At 68.3% G+C, this 24771-nt stretch carries 22 protein-coding genes; 7 read left to right on the top strand and 15 right to left on the bottom strand.

What is annotated here, in order from left to right:
• Nucleotides 1-488: 488 nt before the first annotated feature.
• Nucleotides 489-1508, top strand: coding sequence for a nicotinate-nucleotide--dimethylbenzimidazole phosphoribosyltransferase (gene cobT / locus DFR50_RS27195; RefSeq protein WP_113892735.1), 1020 nt, complete (start codon nucleotides 489-491; stop codon nucleotides 1506-1508).
• A 162-nt stretch (nucleotides 1509-1670) separates the two neighbouring features.
• Here the strand turns inward: cobT and DFR50_RS27190 are convergent, their stop codons facing one another.
• Together DFR50_RS27190 and DFR50_RS27185 are read right to left on the bottom strand one after the other, a co-directional pair.
• The gene (locus DFR50_RS27190; RefSeq protein WP_113892733.1) at nucleotides 1671-2846 is read right to left on the bottom strand and encodes a TIGR03118 family protein; all 1176 of its coding nucleotides are present in this window, start codon (nucleotides 2844-2846) and stop codon (nucleotides 1671-1673) included.
• A 390-nt stretch (nucleotides 2847-3236) separates the two neighbouring features.
• Nucleotides 3237-3407, bottom strand: coding sequence for a hypothetical protein (locus DFR50_RS27185; protein ID WP_210209055.1), 171 nt, complete (start codon nucleotides 3405-3407; stop codon nucleotides 3237-3239).
• A gap of 110 nt (nucleotides 3408-3517) precedes the next feature.
• Here DFR50_RS27185 and DFR50_RS27180 point away from each other — a divergent pair, with 110 nt between their 5' ends.
• The 4 genes from DFR50_RS27180 to hemH all read left to right on the top strand — a co-directional run bounded on the left by DFR50_RS27180 (nucleotide 3518) and on the right by hemH (nucleotide 7760).
• Nucleotides 3518-4183, top strand: coding sequence for an O-methyltransferase (locus tag DFR50_RS27180; protein ID WP_113892731.1), 666 nt, complete (start codon nucleotides 3518-3520; stop codon nucleotides 4181-4183).
• A 170-nt stretch (nucleotides 4184-4353) separates the two neighbouring features.
• Nucleotides 4354-6123 (top strand): glucan ABC transporter ATP-binding protein/ permease, encoded by a 1770-nt coding sequence (locus DFR50_RS27175; RefSeq protein ID WP_113892729.1) that lies wholly within the window; start codon nucleotides 4354-4356, stop codon nucleotides 6121-6123.
• Between the two features lie 117 nt (nucleotides 6124-6240).
• On the top strand, nucleotides 6241-6648 hold the full coding sequence (gene msrB / locus DFR50_RS27170) for a peptide-methionine (R)-S-oxide reductase MsrB (RefSeq protein ID WP_113892728.1): 408 nt from the start codon (nucleotides 6241-6243) through the stop codon (nucleotides 6646-6648).
• The gene (hemH, locus tag DFR50_RS27165; protein WP_113892726.1) at nucleotides 6645-7760 is read left to right on the top strand and encodes a ferrochelatase; all 1116 of its coding nucleotides are present in this window, start codon (nucleotides 6645-6647) and stop codon (nucleotides 7758-7760) included. Before msrB ends, hemH begins: the two co-directional genes overlap by 4 nt.
• 22 nt (nucleotides 7761-7782) lie before the next feature.
• On the opposite strand, the gene DFR50_RS27160 is transcribed toward hemH, so the two are convergent.
• The 12 genes from DFR50_RS27160 to DFR50_RS27100 all read right to left on the bottom strand — a co-directional run bounded on the left by DFR50_RS27160 (nucleotide 7783) and on the right by DFR50_RS27100 (nucleotide 19966).
• A complete protein-coding gene (locus DFR50_RS27160; RefSeq protein WP_113892724.1) occupies nucleotides 7783-8850 on the bottom strand; it encodes a glycosyltransferase family 2 protein in 1068 nt (355 codons plus the stop codon).
• A gap of 220 nt (nucleotides 8851-9070) precedes the next feature.
• On the bottom strand, nucleotides 9071-10189 hold the full coding sequence (locus DFR50_RS27150; protein WP_113892720.1) for a WecB/TagA/CpsF family glycosyltransferase: 1119 nt from the start codon (nucleotides 10187-10189) through the stop codon (nucleotides 9071-9073).
• Nucleotides 10190-10855: 666 nt separating this feature from the next.
• Nucleotides 10856-11413, bottom strand: a complete 558-nt coding sequence (locus DFR50_RS27145; protein WP_113892718.1) for a DUF934 domain-containing protein — start codon at nucleotides 11411-11413, stop codon at nucleotides 10856-10858.
• Complete coding sequence (locus DFR50_RS27140; RefSeq protein ID WP_113892716.1) at nucleotides 11413-12147, bottom strand: phosphoadenylyl-sulfate reductase; 735 nt, start codon at nucleotides 12145-12147, stop codon at nucleotides 11413-11415. The genes DFR50_RS27145 and DFR50_RS27140 overlap by 1 nt, the downstream gene beginning before the upstream one ends.
• Nucleotides 12147-13820: a nitrite/sulfite reductase gene (locus DFR50_RS27135; RefSeq protein WP_113892714.1), complete on the bottom strand. Its 1674-nt coding sequence runs from the start codon at nucleotides 13818-13820 to the stop codon at nucleotides 12147-12149. Before DFR50_RS27135 ends, DFR50_RS27140 begins: the two co-directional genes overlap by 1 nt.
• 1 nt (nucleotide 13821) lies before the next feature.
• A complete protein-coding gene (locus DFR50_RS27130; protein WP_113892712.1) occupies nucleotides 13822-14154 on the bottom strand; it encodes a DUF2849 domain-containing protein in 333 nt (110 codons plus the stop codon).
• A gap of 109 nt (nucleotides 14155-14263) precedes the next feature.
• Entirely contained in the window at nucleotides 14264-15319 is a 1056-nt protein-coding gene (locus tag DFR50_RS27125; protein ID WP_113892711.1) for a saccharopine dehydrogenase family protein, read from the bottom strand.
• Nucleotides 15320-15568: 249 nt separating this feature from the next.
• Nucleotides 15569-15847: a hypothetical protein gene (locus DFR50_RS27120; RefSeq protein ID WP_147262948.1), complete on the bottom strand. Its 279-nt coding sequence runs from the start codon at nucleotides 15845-15847 to the stop codon at nucleotides 15569-15571.
• Between the two features lie 240 nt (nucleotides 15848-16087).
• Nucleotides 16088-17308 (bottom strand): tryptophan synthase subunit beta, encoded by a 1221-nt coding sequence (gene trpB / locus DFR50_RS27115; RefSeq protein ID WP_113892709.1) that lies wholly within the window; start codon nucleotides 17306-17308, stop codon nucleotides 16088-16090.
• Nucleotides 17309-17977 carry a phosphoribosylanthranilate isomerase gene (locus tag DFR50_RS27110; protein WP_113892708.1) on the bottom strand — a complete coding sequence of 223 codons (669 nt, stop codon included), beginning with the start codon at nucleotides 17975-17977 and terminating at the stop codon, nucleotides 17309-17311.
• A gap of 75 nt (nucleotides 17978-18052) precedes the next feature.
• A complete protein-coding gene (locus DFR50_RS27105) occupies nucleotides 18053-18415 on the bottom strand; it encodes a winged helix-turn-helix domain-containing protein (RefSeq protein WP_113892707.1) in 363 nt (120 codons plus the stop codon).
• A 168-nt stretch (nucleotides 18416-18583) separates the two neighbouring features.
• A complete protein-coding gene (locus DFR50_RS27100) occupies nucleotides 18584-19966 on the bottom strand; it encodes a M20/M25/M40 family metallo-hydrolase (protein WP_113892744.1) in 1383 nt (460 codons plus the stop codon).
• A gap of 156 nt (nucleotides 19967-20122) precedes the next feature.
• Here DFR50_RS27100 and DFR50_RS27095 point away from each other — a divergent pair, with 156 nt between their 5' ends.
• Both DFR50_RS27095 and DFR50_RS27090 read left to right on the top strand, forming a co-directional pair.
• The gene (locus tag DFR50_RS27095) at nucleotides 20123-21922 is read left to right on the top strand and encodes a putative nucleotidyltransferase substrate binding domain-containing protein (protein ID WP_113892706.1); all 1800 of its coding nucleotides are present in this window, start codon (nucleotides 20123-20125) and stop codon (nucleotides 21920-21922) included.
• Complete coding sequence (locus DFR50_RS27090) at nucleotides 21922-22593, top strand: 3'-5' exonuclease (RefSeq protein WP_113892705.1); 672 nt, start codon at nucleotides 21922-21924, stop codon at nucleotides 22591-22593. Before DFR50_RS27095 ends, DFR50_RS27090 begins: the two co-directional genes overlap by 1 nt.
• 64 nt (nucleotides 22594-22657) lie before the next feature.
• Here the strand turns inward: DFR50_RS27090 and DFR50_RS27085 are convergent, their stop codons facing one another.
• Nucleotides 22658-24277 (bottom strand): inorganic phosphate transporter, encoded by a 1620-nt coding sequence (locus DFR50_RS27085; protein WP_113892704.1) that lies wholly within the window; start codon nucleotides 24275-24277, stop codon nucleotides 22658-22660.
• Between the last annotated feature and the right edge of the window lie 494 nt (nucleotides 24278-24771).

Raw genomic sequence — 24771 nt, 5'->3', positions numbered from 1 at the left:
ATGAAAATCTCGGGCTCGTTCCGAACCCTCGCCGGCGCTCAAATCTTCGCCAGCCTCAGATCCGTCGTCTCGACCGCGAGAAAGCACGGCTGCAATATCCTCCAGATCCTAACCGCCACCCCAGCTCAGATCGTCCAAGCCTTCGCCGCGTAAAAGGCGGCTTGGGAGTTACCCCTCATTTCACAAAGGCGTGACAATTCGCCGCGGAGAAAGCCTAACAAAGTTTACAGGGTTTGCAAGATCAACTGACGCCGAGCCTCCGGCGATCGGCGACGCGCGTGCGGGCGCGCTGCGAAGCGAGGAAAAGGCGTCGGCGCCCCTGATCGAGCGCGGTTGCATGTTCGGATCGAGAGGCCGGGCGGCGCGCGCCATGACGGCCAGGCGTCGGGACCTGTCCGAAGCGGCGCTTCGCGCCGGTGGACGGCTTTGGCGTTCGCCGCCGAATTCGCCTATAGCCGTGCCGTTTGTTTTTCGAAGAGTCCCTGAAAATGGCAGATGAAGTCCGTCCTTTCGACGATATCCGCGCCCTGCTTCTGCAAATGCCGGGGCCGGACCAGGCCGCGATCGCCGAGGCGAGGGCGCGCGAGTCCGAGCTCACCAAGCCGGCCGGCTCGCTCGGCCGGCTCGAGGAGATCACCGCCTTCCTCGCCGGCTGGCAGGGGTCGGCGCGGCCGCATGTCGACGCGCCGCTGGTGGCGGTGTTCGCCGGCAACCACGGCGTCGTCGCCCAGGGGGTGTCGTCGTTCCCGCAGTCGGTGACGACCGGGATGGTGGCCAATTTCACCGCCGGCGGCGCCGCGATCAACCAGATCTGCAAGGCGTTCGACATCTCGCTCAAGGTCTACGAACTGGCGCTCGAGCGCCCGACCGGGGACATCACCCAAGAGCCGGCGATGGACGAGCGCAACTGCGCCGCGACCATCGCCTACGGCATGGAGGCGCTCGCCTCCGGGCCGGACTTGCTGGTCCTGGGCGAGATGGGGATCGGCAACACCACGGCGGCGGCGGCGATCTATCACGCGCTCTGGGGCGGCGAGGCGGAGGACTGGGTCGGCCGCGGCACGGGGGTCGACGACGCCGGGCTGCGGCGCAAGGCGGAGGCGGTGCGCGCGGCGATCGCCCTCCACAAGGCGCATCTCGCCGATCCGCTCGAGGTTCTCGCCCGGCTCGGCGGGCGCGAGATCGCCGCCATGGCGGGGGCGATCCTGGCGGCGCGGCTGCGCAACGTCCCGGTGGTGCTGGACGGATTCGTGGTCTGCTCGGCCGCCGCCGTTCTCCAGGCGCTCGACCCGGGGGCGCTCGACCACTGCCTCGCCGGCCACGTCTCGGCCGAGCGCGCCCACGCGCAGGCGCTCGAACGGCTGGGCAAGACCCCGATTCTGAACCTCGGCATGCGGCTCGGCGAAGGCTCGGGCGCCGCGGTCGCGGTCGGCGTGATCAAGGCGGCGGTCGCCTGCCACAACGGCATGGCCACGTTTGCGGAAGCCGGCGTCGCGGGGAAGGAATAGGGGCGGGCCGACGCCGGACGCGGGAGGGCGCGCGTCTCGCGCGCCCCGGACGGCCGGACGCCGCCCTTCCGTTGAGACGAGAGGCCGCGTCGCGCGGGGGAGGTCTTCTTCTCCCGCCTGCGGAGAAACGCCAGCGGAGCCGGCCGGATAAGGGCAGGAGCCTTATGCCGGAACGGCGCGCCCTCGGGAGTTGAGGTATCCGGCGAAGCCCAGACCCGCGAAGCCGAGCACCATCATCGCCCACGTTGACGGTTCCGGCACAGGGGTGAGGACGCCGAAAAGACCGCCGGTCTCTCCGTTGATCCCGTCGCTGAAATAGAGCGCCGTCGGGCTTCCGTTGTTCCCTCCCGTCCCAAAGGTCATGTCCCAGAGACCGCCTGCCGTTTGCCCGGCCCCGGCGTCGATGGCGATCGATCCGACAAACTCGCCGGTTGCCGGGTCGAACGCGTCGATTCTGCTGTCCTTGAAGCTGAAATTCCCGACGAGCAGGTCGCCGCCGAATTGCCCGAAGCCCGCCGGAGCGACGGCGACGCCCCACGGCGCGGCGAGGGGACCGCCCATGATCGTATCTTTCAGGACGCCGTTTTCGTCGAAGACCGCGACGGCTCCTTCTCCTGCGCTCGCCGTCGTCTGCGCCGCGCGTCCGGCCGGGGCGTATGTGACGTAGACGCTGCCGCCGATGTCATGCACGTTGAACGGGACGAGGCTCGAGGCGGCGATCGCCGCCGGCGTGGCGAAGGCGCCGGCGCCCAGCGTGACCGGATTGAAAGCGCCGTCGAAGACGTCGATTGCGCCGTCGCTGGCGTTGGCGGCGTAGAGCATCGTCTGGGCCTGGTTCTTGGCCAGTCCGGTGTAGACGGCGCCGGGCGTCGTCTGCTGAACGAAGGCGGTCGAACCCCCGTCCCATGCCGATATCGCGCCGTTCAAGTTGGCGAAAATGAAAAGCGCGGCCCCGCCGTCCCCGCCGTCGCCGACCCTGAAAGACGTCCCGGTATTGGAAACCTGACCGGTTGGACCGTTGGGCCCGCCCGCTGTCGTCGGAATGGCCACAGTCAACAGATTTCCGCTCACGCCGGTCGTGCCGACGACCGAGTACACGGTGGTGGTGTTCGTTCCCTGGTTCGAAATCCAGAAGGGGCCGGAGGACGGCGTCGGCCCGATGAACGAGATGCCCCAGGGGTTCACCAATGAAGAATCGGTCACGCTGGCGAGGCCGGAAACACTGGAAACGAGATTCGTCTGCTGATAGGCGGCCTCAGCGTTGTCACGGCTCGCGCATAGAGCGGTGACGGCGACAGCGGAATAGGAGAGGATGGCGAGTACGGTCGATCGAGTCATGGTTGGCGTCTCCACGTCGAGGGGTGGCCAATCGGGAATGGAGCGAAACCAGCACGCCCTTAAACAGGTTATGGAGTCCGTTTATTCATGAGCATAGCGAATCTTATTCATGAATACAGCAAATCGATATTAAATAATTTTACCTAAACAGAGCAGAGGATCAGTGCCTGACGTGCAGCGGCAGCCGGATGTGTTAAATATTCTGATATCTCTGATGCGGCCAGGCCGACGTCAGCTCCGTCTTGATCGACAAGCTCCGATGTGGTCGAGAAAACAATTCGGACGTGTTCCGCCGGCATAGATTTCAATTCCCGGATGTGTCGCGGCGCCGACGGGAACGCCGCGCGAGGAGGCTCCGGCGGCGGAGCGACCCGCAATCCTTGGGCGCCGTCACGATGGCGCGCATCGGGGTAGGGACGCCAGCGGCTCGGCGGGCGTCAGGCAACTGACGTCGAAGTCGCGCATGGTCGCCTTGTCGATCGCGCCCACGGCGTCGAGATCCTCGGCGACCTCATGCAGCGACCGAAGCGCGTCGCTGCGGTATCGCTTGGTCCCGGTCATATTATTCTCCTGGGGACGGCTTTCCGCCAGGACTGCTCTCTTTATGATAGCCGCTATCTTATTCAAGGACGGCCCCGCCGTCGCCCAAATGGGAGAGGAGCCCGAGCCTCGTGACACGAGACAAGTGGGAAGCCGTCGACGATTACCTCGAGCAGGCGATCGGCGGGCAGGACGAGGCGCTGAGCGCCGCGCTCGCAGCCAGCGCGGCCGCCGGACTGCCGCCGATCGAGGTTTCTGCGGCGCACGGCAAGATGCTGCATCTGCTCGCGCGGATCGCCGGCGCCCGAACCGCGCTCGAGATCGGCGCGCTCGGCGGCTATTCGACGATCTGGATCGCCCGCGCCCTCGCCCCGGGCGGGCGCCTCGTCACCCTGGAGGCCGACGCGACCCACGCGGAGATCGCGCGGAAGAACGTCGCGCGCGCCGGCCTCGCCGACACCGTCGAGGTGCGGGTCGGCGCGGCGCTCGACAGCCTGCCGACGCTCGAGGCCGAGGGCCTCGCGCCGTTCGACTTCGTCTTCATCGACGCCGACAAGGAGAACAACGCCGACTACCTCGCCTGGGCATTGCGCCTGTCGCGCCCGGGGACGACGATCGTGGTCGACAACGTGGTCCGGGCCGGGCGGGTTCTCGACGCGGCGACGCAGGACCGCCAGATTCGCGGGGTCCAGAGGATGTTCGAGGTGCTGAAGGCGGAGCCGCGGCTCTCAGCGACCGCCGTCCAGACCGTCGGCGCCAAGGGCTGGGACGGGTTCGTGCTGGCGGTGGTGGCGTGAACGAACTGCGGGCGGCCGTCGCGGACGCCGCCGCTCGGCGCCGCCGCGCGCGCCTCGCCCTCGCGGTCGGCGGCCGCCCGCCGGGTGATTTCGGCCGCCGTTTCGCCTAAAAGCGAGCCGGCCCGAAGACGCCCGGACGAGCGGGCGACCGGGCCGGGGATGGCGTGTCCATGAACTTCACAAGACTTTACGCGCGCGTCCTCGGGCGGCTCGGGCCGGAGCGCTGGCTCGCGGCCGCCCTGGTTCTCGCCAACGTCGCCATCGCCGTGTCGCTGTTCGCCGAGCCGATGCTGTTCGGAAAAATCATCGACCAGCTCACGCGGTCGCTCCAGCCGGGCCATGCGCTGACGTGGGAGGCGATCGGACCCTGGCTCGCGGCCTGGGCGGCGTTCGGCATCTTCACCATCGTCGCAGGCGTCACGGTCGCGCTCTATTCCGATCGCCTCTCGCACCGCCGGCGGGTGGTCGAGATGGCGGCCTTCTTCGACCACGTGCTGCACCTGCCGATGAGTTTCCACGCCAGCGCCCACACCGGCCGCCTGCTCAAGATCATGATCGAAGGCGCCTCGGGCATGTTCGGCGTCTGGCTGTCGTTCTTCCGCGAGCATTTCGCCGCCCTCGTCGCCCTCGTCGTGCTCCTGCCGGCGACGCTGATCGTCAACTGGCGGCTCGGCGGCATCCTGCTCGCGCTCGTGGTCGCGCTGGGCTTCGTGATGAACCTCGTGCTGCGCAAGACCGAGGTGATGCAGAGCGCCGCCGACGTCTATTCGAACGACGTCGCCGAGCGGGTGTCGGACGTGCTCGGCAACATGCCGGCGATCCAGAGCTTCGCCCGCGCCGACGAGGAGACGGGCGCGCTGCATCGCATGATCGACCGGATGCTGCACGCGCAGCTGCCGGTGCTCACCTGGTGGGCGTTCGCGTCGGTGGCGACCCGGTCGGGCTCGACGATCGCGCTGGTGTCGATCCTCGTCACCGGCGTGTGGCTGTTGATGCGGAACCTCACCACCGTCGGCCAGATCGTCGCCTTCATGGCGCTGGCGCAGATGCTGGTCGGGCGGCTCGAGCAGACGGTCGGGTTCATGAATTACATGCTGAGCCAGTCGCCGCGGATCAGAATGTTCTTCGAGGTGATGGACACGCGGCCGGACGTCAGCGACGCCCCCGACGCGACGCCGGTCGGCCGGCTCGTCGGCGCGGTGCGCTTCGAGGATGTGTCGTTCGCCTACGACAAGGGGCGCGAGGCGTTGAGCGACGTCAGCTTCGAGGCGCGCGCCGGCGAGACGATCGCCCTCGTCGGCTCGACCGGATCGGGCAAGTCGACGACGCTGAACCTGCTGCACCGGGTGTTCGACCCGACCGAAGGCCGGGTGACGATCGACGGGCGCGACATCCGCACCATGACGCTCGAGTCGCTCAGGGAAAATATCGGCGTGGTGTTCCAGGAGCCGTTCATCTTCGCCCGCTCGATCGAGGAGAACCTGCGCATCGGCAAGCCCGACGCGACGGCGGCCGAGATGAGCCATGCGCTGGAAGCGGCCCAGGCGCTCGATTTCGTCCGGCGCGCCCCCAACGGCCTGCAAAGCGTGATCGGCGAGCGCGGGCGCAACCTGTCGGGGGGCGAGCGCCAGCGCCTGTCGATCGCCCGCGCGCTGCTCAAGGACCCGCCGATCATGGTGCTGGACGAAGCGACCAGCGCCCTCGACGCGCAGACCGAGCGGCAGGTGCAGGCGGCGGTGGACGCCGCGATGCGCGGCCGCACCACCTTCGTCATCGCCCATCGCCTGGCCACCATCCGCAACGCCGACCGGATTCTGGTGTTCGAGCGCGGCCGCATCATCGAGACCGGGTCGTTCGACGAACTGGTGGCGCGCGGCGGCGTGTTCGCCGGCCTCGCGCGAGCGCAGTTCATGACCGGTGCTGATCCGGCGCACGCGTGACGGCGTATCATCGCCACGAAGGCGACGAAGGATCGCGAAGTCTTCGTGGGCCTTGGTGGTCTTTGTGGTTCGAATAAAGAGCAAAAAGCGCTAGAGTCGCGCGCAAGGAGACTCCCGATGAGCCAGGCCCAATTCCCCGTCACGCACACGGAAGCCGAGTGGCGCGCGCTGCTGACGCCCGAGCAGTATGCGATCATGCGCGACCACGCGACCGAGCGGCCGGGAAGCTGCGCGCTCTTGCACGAGAAGCGCCCCGGCGTGTTCGCTTGCGCCGGCTGCGGCCAGCCCCTGTTCGAAGCCACGGAGAAATTCGACAGCGGCACCGGCTGGCCGAGCTTCACCTCGCCCGTCGCCGGCGCGCTCGGCCGCACGGTCGACGATTCCTGGGGCATGACCCGGACGGAGGTGCATTGCGCGCGCTGCGGCTCGCACCTCGGCCACGTGTTTCCCGACGGTCCGCCGCCGACCGGCCTGCGCTATTGCATCAACGGCGTGGCGACCACCTTCACGCCGGCGGACGAATGAACGTGTCGGAAGAGGTTCGGGACGAGGCGTACGGGCCGAGTCCGACGCCCGCCGCGCGGGCCTCCGCGGCGGCGGCGGCGGCGGACGTCCTGCGCCGCCTGACCGAGCATCCGCCGTTCAAGAGCGGCCGCATCGGCGTCCTGATCGTCAACCTCGGCACGCCGGAGGGCACCGACTACTGGTCGATGCGGCGCTATCTCAAGGAGTTCCTGTCCGACCAGCGGGTGATCGAGGCGCCCCGCGCGCTCTGGCTGCTGATCCTGCAGATCATCCTCCTGAGACGGCCGACCGCCAAGGGCCGGGACTACGCCTCGATCTGGAACACCGAGCGCGACGAGGGGCCCCTCAAGACCATCACCCGCGCGCAGAGCGACAAGCTCGCCGGGGCGCTGAAAAGCCTGTCGCCGGACATCGACGTCGACTGGGCGATGCGCTACGGCCTGCCGCGGATCGGCGACCGCCTGGCCGCCCTCCAGGCCCAGGGCTGCGACCGCATTCTCGTCGTCCCCCTCTATCCGCAATATTGCGCGGCGACGACCGCCACCGTCGGCGACAAGGTGTTCGACGCGCTCAAGACGATGCGCTGGCAGCCGACCATCCGGATTGCGGCTCCCTGGTACGACGACCCGGCCTATATCGAGGCGCTGGCGCGCTCGACCCGCGACGGCCTGGCCAAGCTCGACTTCGAGCCGGAGGTCGTGCTCGCCTCGTTCCACGGCATTCCCCAGGCCTATTTCGAAAAGGGCGATCCCTACTACTGCCATTGCGCCAAGACGACCCGCCTCCTCGCCGCCGAACTCGGCTGGGAGGAGGGGCGCCTGAGGATGACCTTCCAGTCGCGCTTTGGGCCCGGCGAGTGGCTGCGCCCCTACACCGACGAGACGGTGCGCGAGCTCGCTGCGAGCGGCGTCCGGCGCATCGCCGTCATCACGCCCGGCTTCGCCGCCGACTGCCTCGAGACGCTGGAGGAGATCGGCGTCGAGAACGCGGGCTATTTCGAGGAGGCCGGCGGCGAGCGATTCGCGGCGATTCCCTGCCTCAACGACAGCGCCGACGGCATGGCGGCCCTCGAAGCGGTCGTCCGGCGCGAACTCGGGGGCTGGGCGGGATAGGCCGTTCGCGGTCCTCGCGACGTCACGCCGACACGGATTTCGCGGCGTTGTCCGGCCGGGTCGTTGGGGCGCCGGGCAGGGGGTCCGGCCGCCCCGTCTCGCCGAGCACGCCCGCGACGATCCCCTGGACGGCGGTGCGGAAGTTGGCGGGGGAGCCAGCGGGCAGATATCGCCCCGCCTGGAGGATCTGCATCGCCAGCGCCGGCAGGACGAACGCGGGATAGTTCCGGCGTGCGAACAGGATGGCGTTGCGCGCGCCGAGGTAGACGGACAGCGGCGAGCGCGCGGCCTTGTCGCCGGAACTGCCGATGGTCGTGCCGTGTTTGTGCACGACCACGGACTTGTGGGCGTGGCCGAGCTCGCCGAGCTTTTTCGCCCGCACGCCCCATTCCACATCCTCGGAATAGAGGAAATAGGGATCGTACATCAGGCCGATCCGCTCGATCAAAGACCGCGTCACGTACATCGACGCGCCCGAGGGCGCGGTGAGGCTCGCTGCGACCGCCGCCGGGTCGGGCTCGACGGAAGCGGAGTCGCCGCGGCCGACGGCGACGCTTCGACCGGTCCATTTCCGCCAGCTCAACCCCCGCATTGCGATGACGGTCGGGTCGTCGTCGCGCACGATCAAACTCCCAACCATGCCCTTGCCGCGGCTCTCCGAATAGGCCGCGAGTTCGGCGAGGGCCTCCGGACGCGGCTCGGTGTCCGGATTGAGAATCCAGGCGGCGGTCCATCCGTCCGCCGCGAGCAGGGGCCGCAGCCAGACGTTGACGCCGCCGGCGTAGCCGAGGTTTTCGCTGGATTCGGCGACGTGGACGTAGCCCGATCCCGGTTCGCGCCCGTCGAGGCGATAGCTGCGCGTCCTGACGCCGTGATCGGGCGCGACCGGCGGCTTCGCGTCGGTGGGCGTCCAGGCCGGATCGCCGGCGTCGAGCATCGCCACGAGGGCGTCCATCGCCGCCGGGCCGCCGTTCTCGGCGATAAACACGTCGAACGAGGGGGTGTCGACCAGGAGCGCGAGCGAGCGCAAGCAGGCACGTATGTCGTCCGCGTTGCGAAAGCCAACGATGGCCACGACGACGTCTGCCACGGGACATTCCTCGCTATCAGCCAGGATGACATGCCTCGACGATGCCGGCGGCGCAACGAAAAATGTCAGTGTCGCGCGGGCTCGTCGAGCCGGCGCGGGCCGTCGGAATGGTGTTCAGGCAAACGAAGCCTATCAAGCTTGCGTGCAAATGGACCGGCCCGGGGCGCGAGCGCGCGGCCGGGACGATCGTTCACGCGACCGCCGCCGCCGGGGGCGCCTTTCAGGAGGCCGCGGCGGAGAGGGCCCTGCGCTCGTTCGCCTCCGGCGCGAAGGCTTCGGCGGCTTGAGGAGCTACGAGGAACTCGGATTTGTGACGCTGGAACTGCCATTTCAGGTCGGCCGAAATTCCGACGAAGGCGAGCCCGAGCCTGGCTCGCTCGACCTTGCGCCGAAATATGATCAGCAGGCCGAGGAAGCGGGGATCGACGGTCGTCACCGCCGACATGTCGATCGTTATCTTTTCGGCCGCCTTCAGGGCTGTGGAGAACTCGGCGATGATGCGATCGATATGCTCGATCGTGGCCGGACCGGCCATCGTGACCGTGACCACGCCGGATTCGTCGACGAAGCTGTGGATCGCGAAATCTCGCTTGGGTCGCGACGCCGCCAGCCGGCGCTCGCCCACGAGCGGCGCGACATACGTCCACAGCGCGTGCAGAAACGACAGGCCGTCGTCGAGATAGCGCCTCCAGAGGTACGGCTCCTCCTTGATGCGCCAAAGCCATTCCATGCCCCATTGCTGGAGCCGCTTCGGCGCCCGCTTCAGTCTTCCCGCTTCGAAGTTCAGCGACGCGCCGAAATGGGCCCGCACCGGAATGCGCAGTCTCCCGGCGTTGTGCATCAGCCAGGCCTGCCCCTTCCGGGCGCCGAGGGCGACGACGAGAAAATCCGCGCCGCTGTCGTTGATCGCGCCGACAATCTCGTCGCTGCTCATATCGGCGACCGGGTGAAACCCGGGGTAAATCCATCCGATGCAACGTGCGCCGTTCCCGGGCTCGTTGAAGATTTTCGCGGCGGCCTCGGCCACCCCTTCGTCGCCGCCGAAGAAGAACAACTCCAGGGGTCTGGAGGTCCTCTGCTCCCGCAGAAGGGCGAGAATGTCCGATCCGGCGATCCGCTGTCTCATGGGAACGCCGAGCAGCCGGCTCAGCCACACCACCGGCATTCCGTCAGGAGGACATAAGTCGCTGCAAAGCAGGGACTTATGGAAAGCCGGATCGCGCCAGCCGGTATTGAAGAAGTTGAGATTTGGCGTCGACAGAAAAAGCGGCGTCTTGGTTTGCGCCGAGTGATGGATGCATCGAATGACGTCCGCCGAGCTTACGTTGTCGACGGGCATGCCCAAAATGCAGTAAAGTTCTCTGTCGAGATCCTCGCCGGATGGAACCTTGCCGGCGGGTCGAGGAAATTGATTGTCGAAACTAATCAACGTTGCATATCCCTGCTACCGTTAGTCTCTTGCCCTCGTGATCCCTCTGGACGGTTTGACCGAGACGGGCCGCCACGGCGCTTATGTTGGCGAACGCCATGCGTCTGAGACGTTTTCTTGCCTCCATCGAAGGCCTGGCCTCCTGGGGACCGTGGGAACCCGCGCCAAATTGCGCATCCCAAGCGACCGCCAAAGTCTGGAAGACATCTGCGAGGGCCCCGCCTTCTGCGAAACCGGCGATGGAAAAAGCCCCGGGCGCCGCCTTCCTCTCCCTGCGGTCCGACAAGTGTACAGCTTCAATATTCAGTTGTCACGGTTTACAGTCCGGATCAAGGACCAAAAATCCCATTCGTCGTAAATGACGTCCTTCGCAGGGAAGTCCCCGAGCCGGGCCGGGCCCGGTCCTTCGGCGCCCCCGATCGCGGACCCGTGCGAGACCGTCGTGGCGGCGCGACGGGGCGTGGGTCGGCAGTCGGCGGACGGGGGCAAGAGCGGCAGGTCTTCGGCCGCGGGCCGGGCGACGTCTCGGTGAAGCGGCGCCGCAAACTCGTCGCGACGGCGCGACGGCGCGTGGGGTCAGCAGTCGGCGGACGGGCCGCGCGGGCGGGAGAGCGGCCGGTCTTCCGCCGCGGACGCCCGCAGCCACGGCCGTGGGCCGGGCGACGTCTCGGCGACGGCGCCGCTCGCCGGCTGGTAGTGGATCGCCGGCCCGGGCAGGCGGCCGGCCTCCAGCGCGGCCAGGGTCGGGCCGTTCTCGACCTCGAACGCGTCGAAGCCGCACCGCAGCATCAGCGGGATCTCGTCGATCAGCACGTCGCCGGTGGCGCGCAGTTCGCCCCTGAAGCCGTGGCGGTCGCGCAGCAGCCGGGCATAGGAAAAGGCCCGCCCGTCGGCGAATTTGGCGAAGGCGAGCGCGATCAGCGGCCGCCCGGCGAGGTCGGCCAGATGCGCCTGCGCGTCGGCGCCCGCCTCGACCGCGACCCCGACCGGCGCCGGGCGCGCCGTCAGCGTCTCGCGCTCCGACAGCCAGCGCCCGAGCGACACGATCACCGCGCCGTCGGAGGGAAGCGCGTCCGCGTCGGCCAGACGCGCAAAACCATCGTCGGCGAAACCGCCAAGCCGCCACAAAGCCATCAGATGTCCGCCCCCGCGTCGAGAACCGTGGTGTGGATGCCGCACTCGGTCTTGCCGCGGCCACGCCAGCGCCCGGCGCGCTCGTCCTCGCCGGGCCTGACCGCGCTCGTGCACGGCATGCAGCCGATCGACGGAAACCCGCGCTCGACCAGCGGATGGCGCGGCAGGCCTGCCTCGCGGATATAGTCGAGCACGTCGGTCGCGGTCCAGCCCACCAGGGGATTGACTTTGACCCGCTCGCCCTCGGCCTCGAACAAGGGGAGGGTGGCGCGCGTCGCGCTCTGAAAAGCCTTGCGGCCGGTGATCCAGGCGTCGAACCCTTCCATCGCCACGGCGAGCGGCCGGACCTTGCGGATTTCGCAGCAGCGGTCCGGATCGCTCGAGAACAGCCACTTCTCCGGGTCCTCCTGCGCCAAAGTCTGCGCCTCGGGCGCCGCGCTCCTCACGTCGGTGAGGCCGAGCGTGGCGCACAGTTCGTCGCGATAGGCGAGCGTCTCGGGAAAGTGCTGCCCGGTGTCGACGAAGATCACCGGCGTCGCCTTGTCGATCTGCGACACCATGTGCAGGAGCGCGGCGGCGTCGGCGCCGAAACTGGAGACGAGCGCGATGCGGCCGGGAAACAGGTCCTCGATCGCCAGACGGATCAGCGACGAGGCCTTGACCCGCGCAAACCGGCTTTCGAGCCGCGAGGCGGCGATCTGGTCCCCGAACAGTTTGACGTCGTGCGCGCTCATCAGATGTCCGACCCGGCGCTGCGTTCGTAGAGCGCCTCCTTGAACGGCGCGAGCCCGACGCGCCGGAACGCGTCGAGGAAGGTCTCGGACGCGTCCGCTCTCAGGCCCATGTAGGTCTCGACGATGGTCTCGACCGCCTCGACCACGTTCTCGTAGCTGAAGCCCGGGCCGACGATCTGGCCGATCGCGGCGTTTTCGTCGCCCGACCCGCCGAGCGTGATCTGGTAGGTCTCTTCGCCCGCGCGCTCGAGGCCGAGGATGCCGATGTGGCCGACGTGGTGGTGGCCGCAGGCGTTGATGCAGCCGGAAATCTTGACCTTGAGCGGGCCGATCGCCCTGGCCTTCGCGCCGTCGCCGAACTTCTGGGCGATGCGCTCGGCCACCGGAATCGAGCGGGCGGTGGCGAGCGCGCAATAATCGAGGCCGGGGCAGGCGATGATGTCGCTGATCTGGCCGGCGTTCGGCGTGGCGAGCCCCACGGACGCCAGGCGGTCGTAGACCGCCGGCAGGTCGCCGAGCGCGACATGGGGCAGGATCAGGTTCTGCTCGTGCGAAACGCGGATCTCGCCGTGCGAATAGTCCTCGGCGAGGTCGGCGACGGCGTCCATCTGGTCGGCGCTGCAGTCGCCGGGCGGGGCGCCGATCGGCTTCAGCGACACGGTGACGACGACGTGGCCCGGCGCCTTGTGCGGCGTCACGTTGGCGGCGAGGAAGCTGGCGAAGCGCGCGTCCTTGTCCCGGCGCCGCTCGACCCGGTCGCTGACCGGCTTCTTCAGCTCGAGCGCGGGGGGAGCGAAGAACGCCGCGACCCGGGCGACCTCCTCGGGCGGCAGGTCGAGGAGCGCCCGGTCGCGGGCTTCGAATTCCGCCTCGATCTCGCCCTTCAGCGTCTCGAGGGTCTTCTCGTGCATGAGGATCTTGATACGCGCCTTGTACTTGTTGTCGCGCCGCCCCTCGAGATTGTAGACGCGCAGGATCGCCTCGACATAGCCGAGGAGATCGCGCTCGGGGAGAAACGCCCGCACCTTGCGGCCGACGAACGGCGTGCGCCCGAGGCCGCCGCCGACATAGACCGCGAACCCGATCTCGCCGCCCTCGTTGCGCACGACCTGCAGGCCGATGTCGTGCGCCTGGATCACCGCGCGGTCGTGCGTCGCGCCGTTGACCGCGATCTTGAACTTGCGCGGCAGGAAGCTGAATTCCGGGTGCAGCGACGACCATTGCCGCAGGATCTCGGCGTAAGGCCGCGGGTCGGCGATCTCGTCGTGCGCGACGCCGGCGAAATGGTCGGCCGTCACGTTGCGGATGCAGTTTCCCGAGGTCTGGATGGCGTGCATCTCGACGCTCGCCAGCTCCGCGAGGATGTCGGGCGTGTCCTTCAGCGCCGGCCAGTTGTACTGGATGTTCTGGCGGGTGGTGAAATGGCCGTAGCCGCGGTCGTAGACGCGGGCGATCTCGGCGAGCTTGCGCATCTGGCGGGCGTCGAGCGTGCCGTAGGGAATGGCGACCCGCAGCATGTAGGCGTGGAGCTGGAGATAGAGGCCGTTCATCAGCCGGTGCGGGCGGAACTGCTCCTCGGTCAGGTCGCCGGCGAGGCGGCGGTCGACCTGATCGCGGAACTGGGCGACGCGGGCGTCGACGAAAGCCTGATCGAAATCGTCGTAATGGTACATGTCAGGCGTCTCCGACCGCGATCGGCGCCGAGCGGGGCCCCAATCCCTGCGCCTGCTTGCCGAGATCGCGGCGGACGGTCGGCCCGGCGGCGCGGATCGCCTCGCGCAGCGCCTTGGGGACGACGTGGCCGTTGCGCGTCTCGACGGCGACGGCGTAGACGTCGACCACGAGATTGCGCGCCGCATCCTCCGCCGCGCGCGCCGAGGCGGCCTTGGTCGCGGCGGCGTCCGGCAGAACCTCGGCGTCGTTGAAGTCCTCGCTCCAGGTCGATTCGGCGGTCTGGAACACGACCACGCCATCCGCGAGGCGGTTGGCGGTGATGATATCGGGCATTGCAGTCTCTTGACGGCGGCGCGACAGGGACCGCTTACCTATCCCCTAACAGATTTTACGGCAAGCGTCTATGACTAATTTTATATAGCTCGATATTACAGTATATCCGTCACGGATCGAGGTCCGTCCGGGTCACGCCCGCGAATTCCAGAACGTAATCCGGCCCGAAGGCGCGGCTCGGGGTCTGGAAGCCGGGCTCGACGGTCCCGCCGGCGACCCGGACCGCAGCGTCGAGGGCGGTCGCCGTGGTCAGCGCGTAGCCTTCCGGCGTCGTCAGCCGGGCGCGCACGCGCTCGCCCCGTGCGTTGCTCGCCTCGCCGACCAGGATCGCTCGCCCGGACGCCCGCGCCTCGGCGCTCGGCCCTTCCGGCATCCGGTCGATCTGCCGCTTGAGGAGGGTTTGCATGAACGGCCGCCCGAGGAACGATTTGACGAACGGGGGCGTCCGCGCGAGCGCGCGGATCGCCGGCAGCGCCTCGAAGAAAACCTCGATGTCGGGAATCCCCGTCGAGTGGAAGGCGGTCGCGACGTCGCCCCAGCTGACCTGAACCGTGGGCCGCTCGCCGGCGCCGAAGTCGCAGGATCCGGCCTCGGGCCAGTCGCGGCGGACGAGCGCGCCCTTGCGCCGGATCTGCGTGCCGGCGGCGATCGCCTCGACCATGGTCTTGGCGGTGCCGCGCGACGGGTTCGTCCCGAGCGACAGGAACAGTTTCAGCTTCGCGGCGTCGGGCAATCGGCGCGCGAGATGGGCGGCCAGGCAGTCGCTCGGCACGACGTCGAAACCGACGCCGGGCAGGAGCGTGACCATTCGCGCCTTCGCCTCGGCGTCGCGCGCGGCGATCGCCTCGAACACGTCGATCTCGCCGGTGATGTCGAGGTAATGAACGCCCTTGCGCAGGCAGGCGTCGACCATGGGGCGCGACGTCGCCGAGAACGGGCCGGCGACGCAGAGCGCGGCCGCCACGTCGCGGAGCCCGACGTCGATCGCTTTCGGGTCGCCGAGATCGAAGACGCGCGACGCGAGGCCGAGCGGGGCCGCCGCCGCCTCCACCCTCGCCCGGCTGCGCCCGGCGAGAATCGCCCGGACGCCCTGATCGGCCGCCCGCTTCGCGATCAGCTTGCCGGTATAGCCGCTCGCGCCGTAGATCAGGATCGTTCCGCTCATGGGCTCTTCTCCTCGTCGGTCGCGAGGATGCCACACCGAGGCCCATGCGGTCAGCGCCTCGTTGCCGGGAGCGGCGCAACGGCTCGGTTCGGCGCGGACCTGACGCGCCTTCGAAGCCGGCTGACCGTCGGGAAGCGGTCGGCCAGGCAATGCCGGCGCCCAAGGGCTTGTGCGACAGATATTGCGAAAAACAGAAATATATGGCATGGTAGGGCGATCAGCCGAAAGGCCGGCCATGTCCATCCTGTCTCAGCCGCATCCTCTGCGCGCCCCCGGCGCCGCCGCCCGCGCGATGCGGTGCAGCGCATCGTCGCCCGCATGCCGGAGGGCCTGAGCCATGCCGAGATCGCGGCCGAGGAGGGAGTCGCGCGCGGACGCATTCGCCAGCTCGTGCGCGCGGCGACCGTGCGGGCGGAAGACGCGCCGGACCCCGGACGGATGCAGGTCGCCCGTCATTTCCAAGGTGCGCCAAAGCTTGGCAGGTAGTGCGCCCGTAATTCCCAAGCCGGCAGCGAACAGCGCCGTCATCGCGAGCGAAGCGAAGCGATCCAGGGCCGCTGGGCCGCTGTTGCGCCCTCTGATCGTCCCGCCGCCCTTCGTTGCGAGCAGAAGACGGAGCGATTTTTTCTGCAGGAGGCAAGCGGCGGCATGGGTTGCTTCGTCGCTTCGCTCCTCGCAATGACGGGGTTGGGAGTAACGTGCGCCCGGAAATTCCGCCGCAAGCCCCTGAGCAACCTCAAAACGCGCCCGGGACCCGCGCGGCGCCGCTCACATCCCGCCCAGATGCTCCGCAACCGCAAAGATGTCCTTGTCGCCGCGGCCGCACAGGTTCATCACCATCAGGTGGTCCTTCGGCCGCTTCGGCGCGAGTTCGATCACCTTGGCGAGCGCGTGCGCGGGTTCGAGCGCCGGGATGATCCCCTCGAGCTTCGACAGGAGCTGGAAGGCGTCGAGCGCCTCCCTGTCGGTGGCGGACAGGTACTTCACCCGGCCGACGTCGTGCAGCCACGAATGCTCCGGTCCGACGCCGGGATAATCGAGGCCGGCCGAGATCGAATGGCCCTCGAGGATCTGCCCGTCGTCGTCCTGCAGGAGGTAGGTGCGGTTGCCGTGCAGCACGCCGGGCCGGCCGCCGGCGATCGAGGCGGCGTGGCCATTGTCCACGGCGAGCCCGTGTCCCGCCGCTTCGACCCCGAAAATCTCGACGCCCTCGTCGTCGAGGAACGGGTGGAACAGGCCGATCGCGTTCGAGCCGCCGCCGATCGCCGCGACCAGGCTGTCGGGCAGCCGGCCTTCGGCCTCGAGGATCTGCGCGCGCGTCTCGTCGCCGATCACGCACTGGAAGTCGCGCACCATCATCGGGTAGGGGTGCGGGCCGGCCGCCGTGCCGATGCAGTAGAAGGTGTCGCCGACGTTGGTGACCCAGTCGCGCAAAGCCTCGTTCATCGCGTCCTTCAGCGTCCGCGCGCCGGCCTGAACCGGCCGCACCTCGGCGCCCAGCATCTTCATGCGGAAGACGTTCGGCTTCTGCCGTTCGACGTCGACCGCGCCCATGTAGACGACGCAGTCGAGGCCGAAGCGGGCGCAGGCGGTGGCGGTGGCGACGCCGTGCTGGCCGGCGCCGGTCTCGGCGATGATCCGCTGCTTGCCCATGCGCCGGGCGAGCAGGATCTGGCCGAGCACGTTGTTGATCTTGTGGGCGCCGGTGTGGTTCAACTCGTCGCGCTTGAAGTAGACCTTCGCCCCGCCGAGGTGGGCGGTCAGCCGTTCGGCGTAATAGAGCGGGCTCGGCCTGCCGACATAGTGTTTGAGAAGGCCGTTCAGCTCGGCGTGGAAGGCCGGGTCGGCCTTCGCCTCCCCGTAGGCTTTTTCCAGCGAGAGGATCAGCGGCATCAGCGTCTCGGCGACGAACCGTCCGCCGTAGATGCCGAACCGGCCGCGCTCGTCCGGCCCTTTGCGGAAGGAGTTCGGCTTGTCGAGCTTGGTCATTCACTTGGCTCCAAGGGGCGTGCGGGCCAGGCCCGTGCGCGCGGCGGCGACGAAGGCCGCGATTCTGGTTTCGTCCTTGACGCCGGGCGCGCTTTCGACGCCCGACGACACGTCGACGCCGCGGGCGCCGGTGGCGCGGATCGCCGCCGCGACGTTGTCGGGGGCGAGGCCGCCCGAGAGCAGCCACGGACGCCGGGGCGCGAAATCGCGCGCGAGGCGCCAGTCGAACGGCAGGCCGTTGCCGCCGGGGAGGGCCGCGCCCTTCGGCGGCTTGGCGTCGATCAGCAGGAAGTCGGCCGCCCCGTCGTAGGCCCCCGCGGCCGCGAGGTCGTCGGGCGCGGCGACGCCGACCGCCTTCAGGGTCCGGCGGCCGTAAAGGGCGCCGATCGCGGCCACCCGCTCCGGGCTTTCCTTGCCATGAAACTGCAGCATGTCGGGGTCGAGGGCCTCGACGACGTCCGAGAGCAGCGCGTCGTCGGCGTCGACCGTCAGCGCCACGATGGTCGCCCGGCCGCGGGCTCGGCGTCCGAGGGCGCGCGCCGTCGCGAAGTCGATGTGGCGCGGGCTCCTGGCGAAGAACACGAAGCCGACCATGTCGGCGCCCGCCGCGATCGCGGCGTCGAGGCTTTCGGGCGTGGAGAGGCCGCAGATTTTGACCAGGGGCGTCATCGGACGGCTTCTTTCGGCCAAAGCGCGCAGGCTGTCAAAGGCTGGGCCGGGAGTTCCGGACTTGGCGGCGGCGGGTCAGGCGCGCAGCGCGCCGGCGGCCGGCGCGAGCGCGCTCTCGATGGCGGCGATCTCGGCTTCGGCCGCCGCCCGCATCCTGGCTTCCGCGCCGCGATAGAGCGCCACGATCCGCCGTCCCTCCTCGGTCAGGGCGGCGCCCCCGCCCTTCGCCCCGCCGTGATGGGCGGCGACGAGCGGAGCGGAAAAGAGCTGGTTGAGTTCGTCCACCAGCAGCCAGGCGCGGCGGTAGGACATGGCGTGGAGCCGTCCCGCCGCCGAGATCGACCCGGTCGTTTCGATCGCTTCGAGGAGCGCGATCTTGCCGACGCCGAGCCTGCGGCCTTCGTCGAAGTCGAACCGGATCGTCAACCGAGTGGGCATTCCTTCTCCCTTTGCTGTCGTGGCTGGGACGGGTCGCAGCCGTCTTCCGGCGAGACGCCTGGGACGGCGAGGCGGCGTCTCGCCGCCCGGAGCGCGAGGACGCGCGCTGCTTCCCGTCCCCTCAGCCGGAATGCGCGAATGCCCGGAGGCCGGACCGCCGCTCGCCGCTCACGCCGCCAGCGCCGCGAGGATGCGCGCCCAGGACCGCGCCCCTTTGTGGAACGAGGTCCGCTCGTATTTCTCGTTCGGCGAATGCATGTTGTCGTCGTCGAGCCCGAAGCCGACGAGCAGGCAATCCATGTTCAGCTCGCGCTTGAACGCGCCGACGATCGGGATCGACCCGCCGCAGCCGACCAGCGCCGCGGGCTTGCCCCATTCCGCCTCGAGCGCTCGCTTCGCCCGCCGCAGCGCCTCGTTCTTGATCGAGAGCGACAGGGCCGGGCTCCCGCCGCCGCCGATGAACCGCGCCTTGACGTCGGGGGGCAAACGCGAGGCGACGAAGGCGCGGAAGGATTGGGAGACGCGCTCCGGATTCTGCTTGCCGACCAGCCGGAACGTCACCTTCGCGCTCGCCGTCGAGGCGATCACGGTCTTTTGCCCCTCGCCGGCGTAACCGCCGGATATGCCGTTGATGTCGCAGCTCGGCCGCGACCAGAGCTGCTCGAGCGGCGTGCGGCCGCGCTCTCCCGCAGGGGTGGTGAGGCCGACCCCGCCGAGAAAGGCCGCGGCGTCGAAATCGAGGCCGTCCCAGAGCTCGAGGAGCTCCTTGGGAAGCTCCTCGACCCCGTCGTAGAAGCCGGGCAGCGCCACGGCGCCGTTGGCGTCGTGCAGGCCGCCGAGAATGCCGGCGAGCACGTTGATCGGATTGACGGCGAGGCCGCCGAACACGCCCGAATGGAGGTCGCGGTTCGGGCCGGTGAGGACGACCTCCTCGCCGACGATTCCGCGCAGCGCGATGGTGATCGCGGGAACCGTGGGCCCCCACATGCCGGTGTCGCACACCAGCGCGACATCGGCCTTGAGCGCCTTGGCGTTTTTCGCCAGGAAGGCCGGCAGCGAGGGCGAGCCGGTCTCCTCCTCGCCCTCGAACAGCGCCGTGATCGAGCACGGCGGCCCGCCGAACTGCTGGAAGGCGCGGCACGCCTCGAGGAAGGTCATGAGCTGGCCCTTGTCGTCGACGGCGCCGCGCGCGACGATGCGCTCGCCGCGCGGGCCCGATTCCAGCGTCGGCTCGAACGGCGGGGACCTCCACAGCTCCAGCGGGTCCGCCGGCTGAACATCGTAATGTCCGTAGAACAGCACGTGCGGCGCGTCCCGTCGGGCGCACTTCAGGTGGCCGAGGACCATCGGGCGTCCGTCGGTCGGATGTTTGGCGGCGTCGAACCCGAGCGAGCCGAGCTCGGCGACCAGCCAGTCGGCCGCCCGGTCGCAATCGGGGAAATGCGCCGGCACGGCGGAGACCGACGGGATTCTCAAGAACCCGAACAGGCGTTCGACCGCTGCGGTCTGCCCGGCGTCGATCGCAGACAGGATCTCGTCCATCGTAGCCATCGCCATCCGCCTCGCTCCGCGCCCCCCGGCGCGCCGTGCTTTGTAGCAGGCCCGGCGCGCGTCTTCCATCGGCCGCGAGGGGTCGGCCTTGACCATTGTCCACTTGCAAAGCGCGATGGAGCCGGAAACAATTCCGGGACCGCAGGGGAGGAAGTCTTGGCGCAGCATTTCGATCCGCGCAACGCGCCGTTCGACCGACTGAGCGCGGAGGAGATCGACGTCGTCGGCGACTCGCTCGATATCGCCTATTATCGTCCGGGCGAAACCATCATTCCGCTGCACGGCGCGCCCGAGAGCCTGTTCATCGTCATCAAGGGGGCGGTGGAGGAGCGCGACGGCGACGATCTGGTGGCGCTGCGCGGACCCGGCGACATCTTCGATTCGCGCGCGCTCGTCCAGGGGCGCAGCTCGGCCGCGTTCTCAGCGCGCGAGGAGACGCTGTGCAACCTGCTGCCGCGCGACGTCACCCTGCGGCTGATCAACGCCAATCCGCGCTTCGCCTCGTTCTTCTACCTCGACATCGCCCACAAGCTGGACACGGTGTCGAGCGAGGAGGAGGCCGCCCGCTTCACCCCCATGCTCAACGCCCGGGTCGACGAGATCTTCCTGCATCCGGCCAATTTCATCGACGCGACGGCGTCGATCGTCGACGCTTGCGCGCTGATGCGAACCCACAAGACCTACGCGCTGTTCGTCGACGGCGGCAAGGGGCCCGGCATCGTCACCCGCACGGACCTGCTCGAGGCGGCCCTGCTCGACCGCTTGCCTCTCGACAGCCCGATCGGTCCGCTCGCGCGTCGCCCGGTCCTCAGCGTCGCCCCGGACGACATGATCTCGACCGCGCTTGTGCGCATGACCAAGAACAACAAGCGGCGCGTCGCCGTCTCGGAAAAGGGTCGCATGATCGGCCTGCTCGAGGACATCGATCTTCTGGGCTTTCTCGCCGGCAATTCCCAGATCGTCGGCGGCCGCATCGACGAGTCGCGTCGAATCGAGGACCTCGCCCGGGTGGCCAGGGAGATCGAGCCGCAGATCCGCCTTCTGCGCCGGCAGGGGGTCAAGGTCGATCTGATCTGCGAGATCGTCTCGGACCTCAACCGCCGCCTGCTGCACAAGGTCTATGCGCTCGTCGCTCCGACGTCCGTCCGGGAAGCCGGCTGCTTCTTCGTGATGGGCAGCGAGGGGCGCGGCGAGCAGACCTTCCGCACCGATCAGGACAACGGGCTCATTCTCGCCGGACCGCTGGACCACGAGGACGATCTCGTCCGGTTTCGCCTCGCCGTGTTCGACGCGCTGGCGAAGTGCGGGTTCCCGCCCTGTCCCGGCGAGGTGATGGTGCGCAACCCCGTGTGGTCGAAGACGCTCGACGAATACCGCGACGACTTCCGCAGCTGGCTCGCCCTCGCCGACGAGAGCGGGACGATGAACATCGCCATCCTCTACGACGCGGCGGCGGTCGCCGGCGACGCGAAGCTGCTCCGCGCCGCCAAGCAGGACCTGATCGACCTGATGCGCGGCGAGCGGCTGCGGCTCGCCCGGTTCGCACGCGCGATCGACGCCTTCCCGACGCCGATCGGTTTCTTCAACAATCTCGTCACCTCCCGGGCCGAGGGCGACGCGCTCGACCTGAAGAAGGGCGGCATCTTTCCGATTGTTCACGGCGTGAGGGCGCTGGCGCTGGAGAACGGGCTGTTGGAGACCGGCACGACCGCGCGCATCGCCAAGCTCGCCGAACTCGGCGTGTTCGACGCCCAGTTCGCGCGCGAACTGACGCAGGCGCTGCATTACCTGATGACGCTCAGACTCGACGCCCAGATCGCGGAGAAGGCGTCGACCAGCCTCGTCAAGCCCGGCGAGTTCTCGACCATGGAGCGCGACCTGCTGCGCGACTCCTTCCAGGTCGTCAAGCGGCTGCGCGACATGCTGCGCCGCCACTTCAATCTGGCGATGTTCTGATGCTGCTGGGGCTCAAGCGCCGGTTTCTGCTGCATCGCCTGCGCGACCCCGACTATCGTTTCCTGTTCGAGCCGCCGCCGCCGGGCGAGGCGGTTTCGATCGACTGCGAGACGACGGGCCTGAACACGCGCAAGGACGACATCGTCACCGTCGCCGCGATCCGGATTCGCGGCGCCCGGATCCTCGCCAGCGAGCGTTTCGAGGCGGTGGTCAAGCCGAAGGCCAGGCTCAACCCGGACGCGATCAAGATCCACCGCCTGCGTGAGCAGGACGTGGCCGACGGCCGTCCGATCGAGGAAGTCCTGCCCGATCTCCTGCGCTTCATCGGCTCGAGGCCGCTCGTCGGCTTCTATCTCGAGTTCGATGTCGCGATGCTGAACCGGCACGTGCGGCGCCTGATCGGCATCGACCTGCCGAACGCGCAGATCGAGGTGTCGGGCGCCTATTACGAGCGCAAGTACGGCGACGCCCCGCCCGGAACCGAGGTCGACCTCCGCTTCGTCAGCATTCTCAGCGACCTCGACCTGCCCGTGCTCGATCAGCACGACGCCTATTCCGACGCCCTGATGACCGCGATGATGCACCTGAAGCTCGCCGACCTGAAGGCTCGCGCGGTGCGCATCCCGCGGGGGCGCGACAAACCGCTCGCGCACTACGGCGGCGGCGGCTGAGCCGAACGAAAAGACCGCGCCGATGGCGCGGTCTTTCCAGCCGGGTATCTGTTTCGATTGTCCGTCAGAAGATCTGACGGAAAATGAAGAACAGGGTTCCGGACAGGAGCATCGCCGCCGGCAGGGTCAAGACCCAGGCGAGCGCAATGCTTCCGACCGTCGACCACTGCATTCCCGAGCCGTTGGCGACCATCGTGCCGGCCACGCCGGACGACAGCACGTGGGTCGTCGACACCGGCAGGCCGAAACCGTCGGCCGCGCCGATCGTGGCGGCGGCGACGAGTTCGGCGGCGGCGCCCTGCCCGTAGGTTAGGTGGGTCTTGCCGATCTTCTCGCCGACGGTCACGACGATGCGCTTCCAGCCGACCATCGTCCCGAGGCCGAGCGCGATCGCGACGCAGATCTTCACCCAGATCGGAATGAACTTGGTCGAAAAGTCGAGCTGCTTCTTGAACTCGCCGATCTCTTTCTTGTCGTCGGCCGTCAGCTCGCTCTCCTTGTCCTTGGACAGCACGCGCAGAGCTTCCGAGGCGAGATACATATCGTTGCGGACGTTTTGCACCTTGTCGAGCGGCGTCCTGGCGACGGAGCCGTAGTCTTTCACCTGATCGCTGATCTGCCTCACCAGCACCGCGAGCGAGGGATAGGTGCCCTCGGAGATCTTGTGAGCGTGGACATACTCGGTCACCGCCGGGCGGGGGTCGCCGATCACGTCGTAACCGGCGCCGTGCGCCGCCACCACCTTGGAGGCGGCCTGCGCCGCGGCGATGAACGACTCGGCGTGCCCTGCCGGCGGGGCATGGTTCAAGGCGTAGGCGGTCGGCGCGACGCCGATCAGGATCAGCATGATCAGGCCCATGCCCTTCTGGCCGTCATTCGAACCGTGGAAGAACGACACCAGCGTGCAGGTCAGGATCAGCAGGCCGCGGATCCAGGTCGGCGGGGGGTTGCGGCCCTCGGGCGCCTTGTAGAGAGCAGGAACCCGGACGATCGCCTTCATCAGGAGGAGCAGCAGCGCGGAAAGGGCGAAACCGAACAGCGGCGAGAAGAGCAGGGCTTCGCCGATCTTCGTCACCTGGTCCCAATCGACGCCCGCGGTGCCGTCCTGGCCGCGCAACAGCGCGTTGGTGACGCCGACGCCGACGATCGAGCCGATCAGCGTGTGCGAGCTCGAGGCCGGGATGCCGAAGAGCCATGTGCCGAGGTTCCAGATGATCGCGGCGATCAGCAAGGCGAACACCATCGCGTAGCCGGCGCTCGAGCCCACCTGCATGATGAGTTCGACCGGCAGAAGCGAGACGATGCCGAAGGCGACGGCGCCGCTCGACGCGAGCACCCCGATGAGGTTCCAGCAGCCCGACCAGACGACGGCGAACTGCGCCGGCAGGGCGTGGGTGTAGATGACGGTCGCGACGGCGTTGGCGGTGTCGTGGAAGCCGTTGACGAACTCGAAGCCGAGCGCGATCAGCAGCGCCACGCCGAGCAGAACGAACGGCAGGATCGTCGTCGGTCCGCCGCCCGACTCGGCGATATCCCGGCTAATCGAATAGGCCATGTAGAACAGGCCGCCGGCGAGCACGGCGAGAATCCCGAGCGCGAGCCGGATGTCCATCGGGTGATCGAGATGAGGCTTGCCCGCCGCCGGAGCGGCTTGCGGCGTCGCGATATCGGTTGCGGCTGTCATCGGGCTCGGCTCCACGGGAATGAGGACAACCTCTATCGCGGGGCCGGATGACAGGACTGTGAATGGGCGCGTAAACAGAGATTCCGGCCTTGCGCCAGAAAACCGCCGACCTTCAGAAGGAAACTATCGCGGCCTCGTGGAACCTTTGTGCCCGTCCCCGAAAATGCTACATGCGAAAGCGTACCACTGCGCAAGCTCGACCACAAGCGCCCAGACATAAGTGAGTTCCTGGACATGGACCCTTGACATAAGGAAAAGCTGATCGCACTGCAGCCGCTGACGCGCCAGTCCCTCGAGGTCCGGAAGTGCAAGGTCTGCGGCGGTTATGCCCCTCTTTTTGATATCGTAGACTTCAACAAGTTTTGTTCTAAGAATCATTATCTTTATGGTCGCTCCGGCATCGATGTTTCCTATTTTAGGTGTATTCAATGCGATTTCCTTTTCACCGACTTCACCGATGACTGGTCACATGAAGACAACTCAACATTCATCTA

Source organism: Roseiarcus fermentans (genome assembly GCF_003315135.1).
In the GTDB taxonomy this organism is placed as follows: domain Bacteria; phylum Pseudomonadota; class Alphaproteobacteria; order Rhizobiales; family Beijerinckiaceae; genus Roseiarcus; species Roseiarcus fermentans.
The sequence above is the reverse complement of the archived record's forward strand: the minus strand, read 5'-3'. Positions and strand labels throughout refer to the sequence as shown.

Bases quoted from the DNA above. Each gene is read 5' to 3' on its own strand.
- DFR50_RS27140 (WP_113892716.1), bottom strand. From the start codon at position 12,147: ATGAGCGCGCACGACGTCAAACTGTTCGGGGACCAGATCGCCGCCTCG.
- DFR50_RS27105 (WP_113892707.1), bottom strand. From the start codon at position 18,415: ATGCCCACTCGGTTGACGATCCGGTTCGACTTCGACGAAGGCCGCAGG.
- DFR50_RS27100 (WP_113892744.1), bottom strand. From the start codon at position 19,966: ATGGCTACGATGGACGAGATCCTGTCTGCGATCGACGCCGGGCAGACC.
- DFR50_RS27130 (WP_113892712.1), bottom strand. From the start codon at position 14,154: ATGCCCGATATCATCACCGCCAACCGCCTCGCGGATGGCGTGGTCGTG.
- trpB (WP_113892709.1), bottom strand. From the start codon at position 17,308: ATGACCAAGCTCGACAAGCCGAACTCCTTCCGCAAAGGGCCGGACGAG.
- DFR50_RS27135 (WP_113892714.1), bottom strand. From the start codon at position 13,820: ATGTACCATTACGACGATTTCGATCAGGCTTTCGTCGACGCCCGCGTC.
- DFR50_RS27085 (WP_113892704.1), bottom strand. From the start codon at position 24,277: ATGACAGCCGCAACCGATATCGCGACGCCGCAAGCCGCTCCGGCGGCG.
- msrB (WP_113892728.1), top strand. From the start codon at position 6,241: ATGAGCCAGGCCCAATTCCCCGTCACGCACACGGAAGCCGAGTGGCGC.
- hemH (WP_113892726.1), top strand. From the start codon at position 6,645: ATGAACGTGTCGGAAGAGGTTCGGGACGAGGCGTACGGGCCGAGTCCG.
- DFR50_RS27185 (WP_210209055.1), bottom strand. From the start codon at position 3,407: ATGACCGGGACCAAGCGATACCGCAGCGACGCGCTTCGGTCGCTGCAT.
- DFR50_RS27150 (WP_113892720.1), bottom strand. From the start codon at position 10,189: ATGCCCGTCGACAACGTAAGCTCGGCGGACGTCATTCGATGCATCCAT.
- DFR50_RS27090 (WP_113892705.1), top strand. From the start codon at position 21,922: ATGCTGCTGGGGCTCAAGCGCCGGTTTCTGCTGCATCGCCTGCGCGAC.
- cobT (WP_113892735.1), top strand. From the start codon at position 489: ATGGCAGATGAAGTCCGTCCTTTCGACGATATCCGCGCCCTGCTTCTG.
- DFR50_RS27110 (WP_113892708.1), bottom strand. From the start codon at position 17,977: ATGACGCCCCTGGTCAAAATCTGCGGCCTCTCCACGCCCGAAAGCCTC.
- DFR50_RS27120 (WP_147262948.1), bottom strand. From the start codon at position 15,847: ATGACGGCGCTGTTCGCTGCCGGCTTGGGAATTACGGGCGCACTACCT.
- DFR50_RS27190 (WP_113892733.1), bottom strand. From the start codon at position 2,846: ATGACTCGATCGACCGTACTCGCCATCCTCTCCTATTCCGCTGTCGCC.
- DFR50_RS27175 (WP_113892729.1), top strand. From the start codon at position 4,354: ATGAACTTCACAAGACTTTACGCGCGCGTCCTCGGGCGGCTCGGGCCG.
- DFR50_RS27125 (WP_113892711.1), bottom strand. From the start codon at position 15,319: ATGAGCGGAACGATCCTGATCTACGGCGCGAGCGGCTATACCGGCAAG.
- DFR50_RS27145 (WP_113892718.1), bottom strand. From the start codon at position 11,413: ATGGCTTTGTGGCGGCTTGGCGGTTTCGCCGACGATGGTTTTGCGCGT.